Genomic DNA, 14,073 nt, shown 5'->3' with positions numbered 1-14,073 from the left:
TAGAGTCCGGAAATCCGGAAAAAAGTGACTGAAAATTATGAATACATACCGATCCGCCTGGTTCGAAAAGTTGGCACGATAGTTGCAATAAGATAATACAGCAATTTTATTCTAGTCTTTTGTAAGCGTTACCATCACATTTGGCAAGGAGGGCAGTTTTTTTTAGTTGTTCACTTTAACATAACAAGGGGGAAAAAAGAATGCTGAGTATGATTGGATTGATTGGCGGTCTGGCTTTATTGATTTACCTGACGATGAGAGGGATGAACCTGCTTATTGTCGGGCCGATTTCCGCGTTGTTTGTAGCTGTGTTCAGCGGGATGCCGCTGTTTCCGCAGCTGGCTGAAGAAGGGGCGGCTAACTTTGTCGGGAACTATATGTCTGGTTTTTCGGGTTTCGTTACCGCATGGTACATGATGTTCCTGCTTGGGGCGATTTTTGGAAAGGTAATGGAAGACAGCGGCGCAGCAGACAGCGTATCTGAGTTCATCGTCGAGAAGCTGGGGATGAAATATGCCGTGCTAGCGATTGTCGTTGCCTGCGCTGTGTTGACATATGGCGGAGTGAGCTTGTTTGTCGTAGCATTTTCTGTTTATCCAATGGCCTTGAGCTTGTTCAGGCAGGCCAATTTGCCAAGGCGTTTCATTCCTGCTGCATTGGCCTTCGGTTCGGTTACGTTCACAATGACTTCTGCAGGTTCTCCGGAAATCCAGAACTGGATTCCGATTGAGTTCCTCAATACTTCTCCGCTTGCAGGCTGGGAGGTCAGCGCCATCGTTGCCGTCTTTATGATGATCTTTGGATACTGGTGGCTGAAACGAATGATCACAAAAGCCATCGCAAAAGGGGAGAAGTTTGAAGCGAGGAAGACCGATCCAATGCTGGAAAAACGAGAACTTCCTCATCCTTTAATGGGTCTCATTCCTTTGGTAGTGGTATTGGTTATTTCCTTCGTTTTCCATGACTCATTAAAACAATCAGCACTCATCATCGCTTTGCTAGGAGGTGTTATATCCGCCTATTTGCTAAATCGCAAGTACTTCAAAAATTTCTGGGAAGCACTATCAGAAGGAACGATGGGTGCTTTGATTGCGATCGGCAACACGGCTGCAGTCGTTGGGTTTGGCGGCGTGGCGAAGGCAGTTCCGGCTTTCCAGACAGCGGTAGATGCGATGACGAATATACCTGGAAGCCCGTTGATTGGGGCGGCGATTGCCGTCAGTGTCATTGCAGGGATGACTGGTTCAGCTTCCGGAGGTCAGGCAATTGCACTTCCACTACTCGCACCACACTACATGGATATGGGCGTCAATCCGGAAGCATTGCACAGGGTAGCGGCCATTTCCTCGGGAGCGCTAGATTCTCTGCCGCATAATGGTTATGTGGTCACGACTGTCAGGGCGATTTGCGGCGAGTCCCATCAGGATGCCTACAATCCAGTGGCAGCAGTGACCGTCATTGTACCGCTGATTGGTGTGGCAATCGCGATTGTACTATTCACACTAGGATTAGGTATTTAGAGAAAGGAGCTTCCCGATGGTAAAAGATAAAGTAGTCCTGATAACCGGTGCCGCCCAGGGAATCGGGTATGAGATCGCCAAAAGTTTTGCTGAACAGGGCGGGAAGGTATTTTTAACGGATTTACAGGAAGGAACGGTGGAAGAAGCAGCAGCTAGTTTGCGTGAATCAGGATTCGAAGCTGCTGGCTGGAAATGTGATGTTACCAGCGAAAAAGACATTGAGCAGGCAGTTGTGAAGTGCGTCGACCACTTTGGCCGTGTCGATGTTCTTATCAACAATGCAGGTCTGCAATATGTATCCATGATTGAAGACTTCCCAACGGAAAAATTTGAATTGCTGATAAAAGTAATGCTCACAGCCCCGTTTGTAGCCTTGAAACATGTATTGCCGGTCATGAAAAAGCAAGGTTTTGGCCGGGTAATCAACATGGCATCGATCAATGGGCTAGTGGGGTTTGCTGGTAAGGCAGCTTATAACAGTGCCAAGCATGGGGTCATTGGTTTGACGAAGGTAGCTGCACTTGAAACCGCAGAGCACGGGATCACCGTCAACGCCGTCTGCCCGGGATATGTCGATACTCCATTGGTCCGCAATCAGCTATCAAGCCTGGCGGAGACAAGGAATGTCCCACTTGAAAAAGTGCTCGAAGAAGTCATTTTTCCGCTCGTGCCGCAGAAACGCCTGCTGGCTGTCGAGGAAATCGCCAGTTATGTTCAATACCTGGCCAGTGATGTTGCAAAAGGAATCACCGGCCAGGCCGCCGTCATAGATGGAGGGTATACGGTTCAATAATACCCAGGGTTCTAATTGAGGATCGGTTTTTATTTCCAATATAAGGATGCCGGTGCAATTCGGGGATAACCATGCAATTAGCAGTTGGAGCTTGTAATATAACTGGGTTAATGTGCAATTAACGAAAAAATGAGCCGGCTTCCTTTTTGGGAGACCGGCTTTAAAACTTAAAAACTATAAATCCTCGATCACAATATATGTCGCTTTAACAGGTCCATGAACTCCGACGACAAGGTTCAATTCGATATCGGCTGAGTTGCTCGGTCCGGTGATGAAATTGACGCAAGATGCAACTTGCTTGCCGGAAAGGTGCATCTCCCGAAGTTTGCGGGCAGCCTGGGTGATCCTTGGCACAATTGTGCTCTTTGGAATGAGTGCAATATAAGTGGCAGGCAGGAAACTGACGGTCCGGCCTTTATTTTTATCGCTTAATAATACGACTGTCCCTGACTCAGCGAGGGTCATTTCGCTGATGGTGAGTCCGACATTCGCTCTTTCAGCCTGGCGGATGTTTTCCTTGCCTTTTGAATGGTCCCATTCATAGACTTCGATGTTTTTCGAAGGCCATTCTTGCTTCATCAGGGAGTCAAGACCCCATTTTGCGAATCGGTCATCCTTCCAGGAAACGACCGGTCCGCCTCCATAGTTGGTTACAACTTCATTCAAGGTTTCAGGCAGATTCTTGGCATCTGTCATGACCAGGCTTGTGTGGATTTTAAGACATTGAGTTTTCAGGACATCAATCAATTCATCTGGTGTCGCATCCTTTAAAACTTCATCCTGCGGACCGTGCTTCCAGACTGGCGGCTTGATGTTGCCGGTTATACGGTTTCTTCCGAGCGAACTTGCGATATTATTTAAAAACGCTTCACGGTTTTGGATTGTTCCTGTCATGATTCATTGCCTCCTTTTTCCCTGTTTTTGAACCAGTCTCTGAATCTTTCTTTATTCGGGGCAGGGAATTCCCTGATCTCAGTCCAGGCTTTCAATGGGCCGGGGCCGTTTGAAATTTTATCGCCGGTTGTGAATGGATTCATCGCTGCAGGAGCAACCTTTGACCCCAGTTTGTACAGCATCGGGGATGCGGCTCCAAGACCGAAAGCCTTCATGGCGAGTTTCTCGGAAATAGGCGCTTTTCCTTCCTCCTCGACAATTACCTGCCGATGTTTATGCAATAGCTGGTGAAGGGGTATTTTTACAGGACAAACATCGGTACAGGCTCCGCAAAGGGTGGAAGCATAGGGAAGCTCCTTATACTGATCGTATCCTCCGAGCAACGGCGATAGAACAGCTCCGATCGGCCCTGAATAAATCGAACCGTAAGAGTGTCCGCCGACATGTCGGTAAACCGGGCAAGTATTGATACAAGCAGCGCAACGGATACATTGGAGGACAGACTGGAATTCGCCTCCAAGAATTTTTGAGCGTCCATTATCGACGATGACGAGGTGGAATTCCTCAGGACCATCGACATTATGATCTTCCCGTGGACCAGTCAGTACAGTGATATAGCTTGTCAGCTTCTGGCCGACAGCGCTTCTTGTCAACAGGCTTACGAGCACTTCCATTTCCTCGAATGTGGGAACAAGCCGCTCCATCCCCATAACCGTGATTTGGGTTTTTGGGAGGGAGGTAACGAGGTCGGCATTTCCTTCATTGGTCACAAGGCTGAAGGAGCCTGTCTCGGCAACGGCAAAATTGCAGCCGGTAATCCCGATATCTGCTGTCAAATATTCCTGCCGGAGCATTTCGCGTGCATGCCAGGCCAGTTCTTCCGGTTTTTCCGTTTTTTGATAGCCAAGCTTCTTTGTAAAAACGTCCCTGATTTGCTCCTTGTTTTTATGCAGGGCAGGAACGACAATATGTGATGGCGGATCATGGTCATCAACCTGGAGGATGTATTCGCCAAGGTCCGTTTCTACAACGGTGCAACCAGCCTGTTCAAGCGTTGTGTTCAAACTGATTTCTTCCGTGACCATTGATTTGGATTTTACGATTTTTGTTGCATTCTTTTTTTCGACAACGCCTTTTATATATTCATTAGCGTCTTCGGCAGTCTGTGCAAAGAAAACATGGCCGCCGCGCTTTGCAACGTTCTCACTGAGCTGTTCAAGGTAAAAGTCAAGATTTTCGAGGACATGCTGGCGGATTTCTTCGCCATGGCTGCGCCAATCTTCCCAGTTTCCCATTTCTTCAGTAACATCCTGTCTCCGGGTGCCCATCCGCTCCTGGGCTCCGGCAACTGCGCCCCTCATGAATGAATCATTTATACCCTGGTCCACACGCTCTTTAAAATTATCTGATCCAATTTTCATTGGCATAGGAAATTCCCCCTTTTCCAAGATTTATCGGCTGTTCAATATTTCTGCTATATGAAGCACCTTGATTGGTTTTCCTTGTCTTTCGATGCGGCCTCCAATGTTCATCAGGCAGCCAGCATCAGCTCCGATCAAATATTCGGCACCCGTTTCTTCTACATGCCGAACCTTTTCATCAACCATTTGCTCGGAAATCTGGGCCATTTTGACGGAGAAGGTCCCGCCGAAGCCGCAGCATTGCTCCTTGCCCGGAAGTTCTGTGAACTCGAGGCCCTTGACATTGCTTAATAGAATCATAGGGGCTTTTTTGACACCTAACAATCTCGTCATGTGGCAGGATGTATGATAGGTAACCTTGCCTTCAAAGCTGGCCCCGACATCTTCAATCTTTAAGACATTTACAATGAATTGCGTCAATTCATAGGATTTGGCCGCAAGTTTCTTCGCTTTTGGTTCCCAAACGGGATCTCCCTTGAAGACATGAGGATATTCACGGAACATGGTAATGCATGAACCGGAAGGGGATACGACGTATTCAGCATCAATAAATGTATCGATCATAGATTTCATTGCTTCTTTTGCTTCTTTCACATATCCACTGTTATAGGCTGGCTGACCGCAGCAAACCTGTGATTCCGGAAAATCGATTTCACAGCCAAGCCGCTCCAGCAGTTCGACTGTTGCTTTGCCCGCACTGCTTTGGAACATATCGACCAAACAAGTAGCAAAAAGGGTTACCTTCATTGTCCAACCTCTTTCCTGAATGATAATTAACAGGTCATCTGATGACCTGAATACTGTATTTGAAATTAATAGTACTACAAAAATATCTCTCTATGAAAGGGGTTTCAGAAAATTTTGTGTGAAAGATTGAATTTTAATCATAAAATAAAAACCACACTTCCAGGTGAGAAATGTGGTTAGAGTGTTGGTTTTGTTTTTGCCTGGTTAATGTATTTATGGAGAATGTCTTCCACACTCTCGATATGGTTTAGCATCAAATTCCTTGCCTCTTCGGAATCCTGCGCATGTATTGCCTCGTAGATGGCATAATGCTCATCATGAAGCCGTGCGGTCGTTGTTTGTTTCGAGTAAAGCCAGAGCCGGCGTGTTTCTTTCATCGTCTCGCCCATCAAGCCGGAAACATGGTTCATCAAGCTGATCAGCAGCGGATTATGCGAACTTTCGGCAATCGCCATATGGAATTGCAGATCCGCTTTTTCTCCAAGCTCCTCATCGCCGTTAGCACGTTTCATTTCATCCAGCGCCTCTCTCATTGTCTGCAGCTGCTTTTCAGTCCGTTTTTTTGCTGCTGAAAAAACAGTGCCGGCTTCCAGGATCTTCCTCACTTCCAGAAGATGCGCCGTATCATGGACATTCATCAGTATAGCAGTGGAAAGGGGGAAGCTGATTTGTTCAGTTTCAAATTCCCTGACATATGTCCCTTCTCCTTGCTTTATTTCAATGAGTCCCATAGCCCTTAAGGCACTCAATGCTTCCCTGATGGCAGAGCGCCCTACATGGAAATTCTCAGCCAGCTGCTGGACCGAATCCAGTTTATCGCCTGGTTTCAGTTGTCCAGACCTGATCATGCCATGGATTGTTTCGGCAACTTCTTCATATATCTTTTTAGGTTTGATTCTTTTATATTGCAAAGTAAAGCCTCCAAAGTTCGTTCTCTTGACTCCCATTATACAATTTTTCCTCAGCTCTGTAATATTGTTTATCACTATAAGCGGGAAATTTCAATTTAAAGAACCGTACTCGCTTCTGATTATATTTTACTAAATTTCAAAAAATATATTGATAATTTTGTAAAGTCCATTCTATAATTCAAATTAGTTAATGACCTAGTCATCAGATGACCTTATCATTTTATGTAAGCGATTACTTGATGACTTTAAGCTGGAAAATGTTTTTAAAAGAAAAATCATCAAAGCAGGGGGTAAAGTATGTCGTTCACACAAAATTTCACAGCGGTAGGGGATAACCTGGCCTTGTCCGCAATCGTCGCACTGATTCCGATTTTATATTTCTTCTGGGCACTTGCTATCAAACAGATGAAGGGGTACATAGCGGGCCTGACAACACTTGCTGTTGCCTTGCTTATTGCAATTGTTGCTTTTAAAATGCCTGCGGGAATGGCTTTGATGTCAGCTTCACAGGGGGCAGTGTATGGTATCCTCCCGATTGGCTGGATCATCATTACATCCGTATTTTTGTACAAGCTGACAGTTAAAACTGGCCAGTTTGACATTATCCGCAATTCAGTACTGTCTATAACAGAAGACCGCCGCTTGCAGGCACTTTTGGTAGCGTTCTCATTCGGGGCATTTCTTGAAGGTGCCGCTGGCTTTGGAGCACCGGTAGCGATTTCGGCTGCTCTTTTGGTGGGATTGGGTTTTAGGCCGCTTTACGCTGCAGGACTTTGCCTGATCGCCAACACAGCACCAGTTGCATTTGGTGCGATTGGTATTCCGATTATTGCTGTTGAAGGCCCTACCGGCATTCCGGCGATGGAAATCTCAAAAATGGTCGGCAGACAGCTGCCATTCTTATCTGTCTTTATCCCATTCTACCTAGTCGTGATCATGGCAGGGTTCAAAAGGGCAATGGAAGTAATGCCAGCTGTCCTCGTTTCCGGAGTTTCATTTGCACTTACGCAATACGTGGCATCAAACTTCCTTGGACCGGAGCTGCCTGACATTTTATCAGCGCTTGTTTCATTGTTCGCGCTGGCAATCTTCCTCAAGTTCTGGAAGCCAAAGACTATTTTCAGATTTGATGCAGAAGAGGAAATGGCAGCCACATCAGCTGTTAATCTGCCAGTAAAAACAAAACAGCAGAATACGGGGGCACAAGTTTTCAAAGCCTGGTCCCCATTCCTTATTTTGACTGCAATCATTTCTGTATGGGGCATCCCTTCCATCAAGCTTGCCCTGATAGGCCATTATGAAGGAACAAATTCGATTTTAAAGGCAATCAACTCTTTAGGACATTCACTGACATATGCACCGGAAGTACCTTTCTTGAATAACAGAATCATCAATTCTGAAGGCGCCCCGATTGCTGCCGTATTTAAACTGGAGGTACTCGGAGCCGCAGGGACAGCGATTTTGATCGCCGCTATACTTACTAAATTCGTTGTCGGCATCTCCTGGAAAAACTGGGCTGCTACCTTTGGAGAGACGCTGAATGAATTAAAGTATCCTGTCATCACCATCGGTTCGGTCGTGGGATTCGCTTATGTGACAAATGCTTCCGGGATGAGCACGACACTTGGCATGACGCTTGCAAAAACTGGTGCTGTCCTGTTCCCATTCTTCTCTCCATTCCTTGGATGGCTTGGCGTTTTCATCACTGGTTCTGATACATCTGCTAACCTTTTATTCGGAAACCTGCAGAAAATCACCGCGACTTCCGTTGGCATGGATCCGATCCTTGCTGTGGCAGCGAACTCTTCGGGAGGTGTAACCGGAAAAATGATTTCGCCGCAGTCGATTGCCGTCGCCTGTGCAGCAGTAGGTCTTGCTGGAAAAGAATCCGAACTGTTCCGCTTCACGATCAAACACAGTTTGTTCCTTGTGACGCTGGTCGGAATTCTTACATTCCTGCAAAATAGCGTCCTGTCCTGGATGATTCCATAAAGATAAGTGAAAAATTTACAAGAAAAATTCCAGGCTTCTTTCAGTTTGAAAAGAAGCCTGGCTTTATTTATCTATTTTAGGGGGAACTTTCATGCTTCCAAACACAGTGAAAGAAAAAATAATCACAATCGTAACTGCTGCTAATTTTGATGATTCCAAAACGGGTCGGCTGGTCTATTCATATGATGCAACACCTAACTTTCAATCAATGCCGGATGCCGTTGTAAGTCCGCGGAACAAACAGGAGATATCTGAGGTTGTTAAACTTTGCAATGAATATAAAATTCCGATTGTGCCTCGCGGATCCGGGACGAATCTTTGCGCAGGCACTTGCCCGACAGAAGGCGGAATCGTGCTTCTTTTTAAACACATGAACAAAATCCTTGAGGTGGATGAAGAGAATCTGACTGCCACCGTCCAGCCCGGGGTGGTAACGCTTGATTTAATCAATGCGGTGGAACCAAAAGGGCTGTTTTTCCCTCCAGATCCTGGCTCTATGAAAATATCAACCATCGGCGGCAATATCAACGAAAATTCCGGCGGCCTGCGCGGATTGAAGTATGGGGTGACGAGGGATTACGTAATCGGTCTTGAAGCAGTGCTGCCAAATGGGGATATCATCCGTACAGGAGGGAAACTGGCAAAGGATGTCGCGGGATATGATTTTACCAGGTTGCTCGTCGGTTCCGAGGGTACGCTTGGCATCATTACTGAAGCTATCCTTAAATTGATTCCGATGCCTGAGACAAAACAAACGATGCTTGCTCTATATCAAGATCTTGAAGCGGCAGCTAAATCGGTATCAAAGATCATTGCGAGCAAAATCATCCCTGCTACGCTGGAATTCCTTGATCAGCCGACTTTAAGGGTTGTCGAGGATTTTGCCAAAATCGGGCTGCCAACAGATGTTGAAGCGGTTCTATTAATCGAGCAGGATGGCCCGATTGAAGTTGTCGAGCGTGACATGGCCAGGATTGCCGAGGTGTGCAAAGAGGAAAAGGCTGTGTCTGTGCAGCTGGCGCAATCTGAAGCTGAGGCGGAAGCACTAAGGACTGCGCGCAGGAGTGCTCTATCTGCATTGGCCAGATTAAAGCCGACGACCATTTTGGAGGATGCCACTGTGCCAAGATCAGAGATTGCCAGAATGGTCAATGCAATCAATGAAATCGCGAAAAAGTATGAGTTGGATATCTGTACTTTTGGCCATGCAGGAGATGGAAATCTTCATCCTACATGTCCGACTGATTCACGCAATCATGAGGAAATGGAAAGGGTCGAGAAGGCATTTGCGGAAATTTTTGAGAAGGCAATCGAGTTTGGCGGTACAATTACGGGCGAGCACGGAGTCGGGGTCATGAAAGCACCGTATCTCGAGCTTAAGCTGGGAAAAGAAGGGATCGCAGCAATGAAGGCTGTGAAAATGGCACTTGATCCAAACAATATCATGAATCCCGGAAAGATTTTTGCGAAAGACAGCAGGAAACGAGTGGTGGTAACAAAATGACAACAGTACAGGAACAGCAAAGAATCCAGACACAATTCCAGGAAAAGATGAACCAGGATGAGCTATTGAACTGCATGCGCTGCGGGTTCTGCCTGCCGACTTGTCCCACCTATATCGAATCTGGCTATCAAGAATCGCATTCTCCCAGGGGCCGCATCGCTTTAATGAAGGCAGTAGTCGATGGCCTTATCGAACCTGATGAAGATTTTGAGCGGTCACTTGATCTTTGCCTCGGCTGCCGGGCATGTGAACCGGTCTGTCCGTCCGGGGTGAATTATGGACATCTTCTTGAAGATGCCCGGGATATTGTCAATCAAAACAAGAAATTCTCAATGCCAGTCAAAATGGTCAGGAAAGCTGTTTTCAAAGGACTTTTTCCTCACCAGGAGCGGATGAGGGGGCTGACGGGCCTTATTGGCTTCTATCAGCGCTCCGGTCTGCAGAAGGTTGCACGCAGCACAGGAGTGATGAAGCTTTTCCCTGAATCGCTCGCCACGATGGAGAAAGTACTCCCTCAGGTGCCGACAATGAAGGAAATGAAAAATCGGCCAGAGCATCTTGAGCCAATCGGCCCGAAGATTCATAAGGTCGCATTCTTCAGCGGCTGCCTGATGGATACAATGTTCCTCGAAACTAACAATGCGACGATGAAGCTTTTGCAGCTCGCTGGATGTGAAATTGTCATCCCTAAGGATCAGGCCTGCTGCGGAGCGCTTCATGGACACAGCGGAGAAAAGGAAGATGCGAAAGCACTTGCGAGGAGGAACATTAAAGCCTTCGAGGATACCGGAGTCGATTTTATCATCACGAATGCAGGAGGCTGTGGCGCCTTCCTGATCGACTATGACCACTTGCTTAAAGATGATCCGGAATGGAAGGAATGGGCACAAGCTTTTACGGATAAAATCAAGGATATCTCACAGATTTTGATGGAGGTCGGTTTTCATGAAAAAGTGAAGCTCGAACTGCCGCCGCAAACTATTACGTATCAGGATTCATGCCACTTGCGCAATGTGATGAAAACAGCTTCAGCACCCAGGACGCTGCTGCAATCAATCAAAGGGGCAGAATTCCGCGAGATGCAGAATGCCGACCGCTGCTGTGGCTCGGCGGGAATCTATAATATTGTCGAAAGTGAAATGTCCATGCAGTTACTAGATTCCAAAATGGTTCAGGCAAAGGCCACCCAAGCAACGACGATTGTAACCGCAAACCCGGGATGTCTGCTGCAGATGAAGCTTGGAGTTGAGCGCGAAGGACTCTCTGAGAGAATGAGAGGCGTGCATATTGTGGACCTGCTATTGGAAGCTGCACAAACCGGGAAGTGATCTTTGAAGGCCCATCTCAATTTGCAGAGATGGGCACTTATCCATATGGGGATATAATTTTCGCATGATGAACAGGTATAAAGACCCGCACCGCCAAGCCGGCTTATTCGTATAATACTCTCTATAATCATTTATTTTCCTCCCTGCTTGCATCTGCAGGGGAATTTTATTACAATATCCCTATATCATAATGAAAGACTTCGACAAGGAGTAGTAGTGGTGATAAACCTGAGGAAGAGAGCTGGCGGTTGGTGCAAGCCAGACGGGACCATCATGAACTCGCCTTTGAGTCGCAGACGTGAACACACAAGTAGCGTTTGCCGTTTTCCGCGTTAAGGATGAATGAAGCGAGTGTTACACACTAATTTGGGTGGTACCGCGGGAGATCATACATAACCTCTCGTCCCTTTTACAGGGGCGGGAGTTTTTTATTTGCAAAAATTCATCCGCTAAAATAAATCGAAACCAAACAGGAGGACATGACGATGAGTTTCAACCATCAGGAAATCGAGAAAAAATGGCAAGCTTATTGGGAACAGAACAAAACGTTCAAAACAACTGAAGATAAAGGGAAAGAGAAGTTTTACGCGCTTGATATGTTCCCGTATCCATCAGGTGCCGGCCTTCACGTTGGACACCCGGAAGGATATACGGCAACAGACATCCTTTCCCGCATGAAAAGGATGCAGGGATTCAACGTCCTTCATCCAATGGGCTGGGACGCATTCGGACTGCCGGCAGAGCAGTATGCACTTGATACAGGGAATGACCCGGCAGAATTTACGGAGAAGAACATTAACACGTTCCGCCGCCAGATCAAGGCATTAGGCTTTTCATACGACTGGGACCGCGAAGTCAACACGACTGACCCTGAATACTACAAGTGGACTCAGTGGATTTTCCTTAAGCTTTATGAAAAAGGGCTAGCGTACATTGACGAAGTCGCTGTTAACTGGTGCCCGGCACTTGGAACAGTTTTAGCGAACGAAGAAGTAATCGATGGTAAAAGCGAGCGCGGCGGACATCCGGTGGAACGCCGTCCGATGAGACAATGGATGCTGAAGATTACTGCGTATGCAGACCGTCTTCTTGAGGATCTTGATTTACTTGATTGGCCGGAGAGCCTGAAGGATATGCAACGCAACTGGATTGGCCGTTCAGAAGGTGCGGAAATCACTTTCAACATCGAAGGACATGAGGGAACATTCACGGTTTTCACAACCCGTCCGGATACACTGTTCGGCGCAACTTACGCGGTGCTTGCACCAGAGCATCAATTGGTTGATAAAATCACTACTTCTGAACAAAAAGCTGCAGTAGAAAAATATATTGATGAAATCAAGAGCAAGAGCGATCTTGAGCGTACCGATTTAGCAAAAGACAAAACTGGAGTCTTCACCGGGGCTTATGCGATCAATCCAGCAAACGGCGAAAAAATGCCAATCTGGATCGCAGACTATGTTCTTGCGTCATACGGAACTGGCGCAATCATGGCAGTTCCTGCGCATGACGAGCGCGACTACGAGTTTGCTAAAAAATTCGAGTTGGAAATCAAGGAAGTTGTAGCCGGCGGAAACGTCCAGGAAGAAGCCTATACTGGCGACGGTGATCATGTAAACTCTGAATTCCTTGACGGCATGAATAAGGAAGATGCCATCAGCAAGATGATTGCCTGGCTTGAAGAAAAAGGCATTGGTACAAAGAAGGTCACATATCGCCTTCGCGACTGGCTGTTCAGCCGCCAGCGTTACTGGGGTGAGCCGATTCCAATCATCCACTGGGAAGATGGCACAATGACAGCAGTTCCAGATGATCAGCTGCCACTTGTCCTTCCTAAAACAACTGAAATCAAGCCATCAGGCACAGGCGAGTCCCCGCTTGCCAATATCGCTGACTGGGTGAATGTGGTTGACCCTGAAACAGGCAAAAAGGGCCGCAGGGAAACGAACACCATGCCGCAATGGGCTGGCAGCTGCTGGTATTACCTTCGCTACATCGATCCGAAGAATGATCAGGCGCTTGCCGATGAAGAAAAATTAAAGCAATGGCTGCCTGTCGATATTTACATTGGAGGCGCGGAGCACGCAGTACTTCACTTGCTTTACGCTCGTTTCTGGCACAAGGTTCTTTACGATGTGGGTGTTGTCCATACGAAAGAGCCATTCCAGAAGCTTTTCAACCAGGGGATGATCCTTGGTGAAAATAATGAAAAAATGAGTAAATCAAAAGGCAATGTCGTCAACCCGGATGAAATCGTCGGAAGCCACGGTGCGGATACACTTCGCCTTTACGAAATGTTCATGGGACCGCTGGAGGCATCGATTGCATGGTCAACAAATGGACTTGATGGATCACGCCGATTCCTTGACCGTATCTGGCGCCTGTTCGTCGATGAAAACGGAAGCCTGAGCTCGAAGATCAAGGATGTGGAAAACCAAAACCTTGAAAAAGTCTACCACCAGACGGTTAAAAAAGTAACAGAAGACTATGAAGGACTTCGTTTCAACACAGCGATCTCACAGATGATGGTCTTCATCAACGAAGCATACAAAGCTGAGGAACTTCCTAAGGGATATGTAGAAGGATTTGTGAAAATGCTTGCTCCGATTGCACCGCATATCACAGAAGAGCTTTGGGAAAAGCTTGGGCACAGCGAGTCTATCACCTATGCAGCATGGCCAGCATATGATGAAGCCAAGCTTGTTGATGACGAAGTCGAAATCGTTGTCCAGGTGAACGGCAAAATCAAAGCAAAAATGATGGTACCTGCCGATGCCAACAGAGAGACTCTTGAGCAGATTGCTATGGGCGATAATACCGTTAAAGAACAAATCGACGGTAAGACAGTCCGCAAAGTGATCGCAGTACCAGGAAAGCTTGTCAACATTGTCGCTAACTAATACGTTTTGCAAAGGATCGCTTTTGCGGTCCTTTGTTTTATAAAATTGAAATACCCCATGAGG

10 protein-coding genes and 1 other annotated feature are annotated in these 14,073 nt (G+C 46.9%); of the genes, 6 read left to right on the top strand and 4 right to left on the bottom strand.

The annotated features are described in order from the left end of the window. Positions 1 to 200: 200 nt before the first annotated feature. Together QNH36_RS18690 and QNH36_RS18685 are read left to right on the top strand one after the other, a co-directional pair. Complete coding sequence (locus QNH36_RS18690) at positions 201 to 1,520, top strand: GntP family permease (RefSeq protein ID WP_144477135.1); 1,320 nt, start codon at positions 201 to 203, stop codon at positions 1,518 to 1,520. 16 nt (positions 1,521 to 1,536) lie between these two features. Next, positions 1,537 to 2,313 carry a 3-hydroxybutyrate dehydrogenase gene (locus QNH36_RS18685; RefSeq protein WP_283903963.1) on the top strand — a complete coding sequence of 259 codons (777 nt, stop codon included), beginning with the start codon at positions 1,537 to 1,539 and terminating at the stop codon, positions 2,311 to 2,313. A 174-nt stretch (positions 2,314 to 2,487) separates the two neighbouring features. Here the strand turns inward: QNH36_RS18685 and QNH36_RS18680 are convergent, their stop codons facing one another. The 4 genes from QNH36_RS18680 to QNH36_RS18665 form a co-directional block, all read right to left on the bottom strand. Beyond that, positions 2,488 to 3,210 (bottom strand): LutC/YkgG family protein, encoded by a 723-nt coding sequence (locus tag QNH36_RS18680; RefSeq protein ID WP_283905438.1) that lies wholly within the window; start codon positions 3,208 to 3,210, stop codon positions 2,488 to 2,490. Beyond that, entirely contained in the window at positions 3,204 to 4,634 is a 1,431-nt protein-coding gene (locus tag QNH36_RS18675; RefSeq protein WP_144477144.1) for a LutB/LldF family L-lactate oxidation iron-sulfur protein, read from the bottom strand. The genes QNH36_RS18680 and QNH36_RS18675 overlap by 7 nt, the downstream gene beginning before the upstream one ends. Positions 4,635 to 4,658: 24 nt before the next feature. Then, positions 4,659 to 5,375 (bottom strand): (Fe-S)-binding protein, encoded by a 717-nt coding sequence (locus tag QNH36_RS18670; RefSeq protein WP_283903962.1) that lies wholly within the window; start codon positions 5,373 to 5,375, stop codon positions 4,659 to 4,661. Between the two features lie 176 nt (positions 5,376 to 5,551). Further along, positions 5,552 to 6,286, bottom strand: a complete 735-nt coding sequence (locus tag QNH36_RS18665; RefSeq protein ID WP_283903961.1) for a FadR/GntR family transcriptional regulator — start codon at positions 6,284 to 6,286, stop codon at positions 5,552 to 5,554. A gap of 297 nt (positions 6,287 to 6,583) precedes the next feature. Here QNH36_RS18665 and QNH36_RS18660 point away from each other — a divergent pair, with 297 nt between their 5' ends. The 4 genes from QNH36_RS18660 (at position 6,584) to leuS (ending at position 14,010) form a co-directional block, all read left to right on the top strand. Then, positions 6,584 to 8,278, top strand: a complete 1,695-nt coding sequence (locus QNH36_RS18660; RefSeq protein ID WP_144477152.1) for an L-lactate permease — start codon at positions 6,584 to 6,586, stop codon at positions 8,276 to 8,278. 91 nt (positions 8,279 to 8,369) lie between these two features. Then, positions 8,370 to 9,782 (top strand): glycolate oxidase subunit GlcD, encoded by a 1,413-nt coding sequence (gene glcD, locus QNH36_RS18655; RefSeq protein ID WP_283903960.1) that lies wholly within the window; start codon positions 8,370 to 8,372, stop codon positions 9,780 to 9,782. After that, positions 9,779 to 11,110: a (Fe-S)-binding protein gene (locus QNH36_RS18650; RefSeq protein ID WP_283903959.1), complete on the top strand. Its 1,332-nt coding sequence runs from the start codon at positions 9,779 to 9,781 to the stop codon at positions 11,108 to 11,110. The genes glcD and QNH36_RS18650 overlap by 4 nt, the downstream gene beginning before the upstream one ends. Positions 11,111 to 11,301: 191 nt before the next feature. Further along, positions 11,302 to 11,521, top strand: a binding site (T-box leader). A gap of 74 nt (positions 11,522 to 11,595) precedes the next feature. Beyond that, a complete protein-coding gene (gene leuS, locus QNH36_RS18645) occupies positions 11,596 to 14,010 on the top strand; it encodes a leucine--tRNA ligase (protein WP_144477161.1) in 2,415 nt (804 codons plus the stop codon). Positions 14,011 to 14,073: the final 63 nt, after the last annotated feature.

It is taken from the genome of Mesobacillus sp. AQ2 (assembly GCF_030122805.1).
GTDB lineage: Bacteria > Bacillota > Bacilli > Bacillales > Cytobacillaceae > Mesobacillus > Mesobacillus oceanisediminis_A.
This window is presented reverse-complemented; position numbering and strand designations above follow the sequence as displayed.

Bases quoted from the DNA above. Each gene is read 5' to 3' on its own strand.
- QNH36_RS18690 (WP_144477135.1), top strand. From the start codon at position 201: ATGCTGAGTATGATTGGATTGATTGGCGGTCTGGCTTTATTGATTTAC.
- glcD (WP_283903960.1), top strand. From the start codon at position 8,370: ATGCTTCCAAACACAGTGAAAGAAAAAATAATCACAATCGTAACTGCT.
- leuS (WP_144477161.1), top strand. From the start codon at position 11,596: ATGAGTTTCAACCATCAGGAAATCGAGAAAAAATGGCAAGCTTATTGG.
- QNH36_RS18650 (WP_283903959.1), top strand. From the start codon at position 9,779: ATGACAACAGTACAGGAACAGCAAAGAATCCAGACACAATTCCAGGAA.
- QNH36_RS18685 (WP_283903963.1), top strand. From the start codon at position 1,537: ATGGTAAAAGATAAAGTAGTCCTGATAACCGGTGCCGCCCAGGGAATC.
- QNH36_RS18660 (WP_144477152.1), top strand. From the start codon at position 6,584: ATGTCGTTCACACAAAATTTCACAGCGGTAGGGGATAACCTGGCCTTG.
- QNH36_RS18675 (WP_144477144.1), bottom strand. From the start codon at position 4,634: ATGCCAATGAAAATTGGATCAGATAATTTTAAAGAGCGTGTGGACCAG.
- QNH36_RS18670 (WP_283903962.1), bottom strand. From the start codon at position 5,375: ATGAAGGTAACCCTTTTTGCTACTTGTTTGGTCGATATGTTCCAAAGC.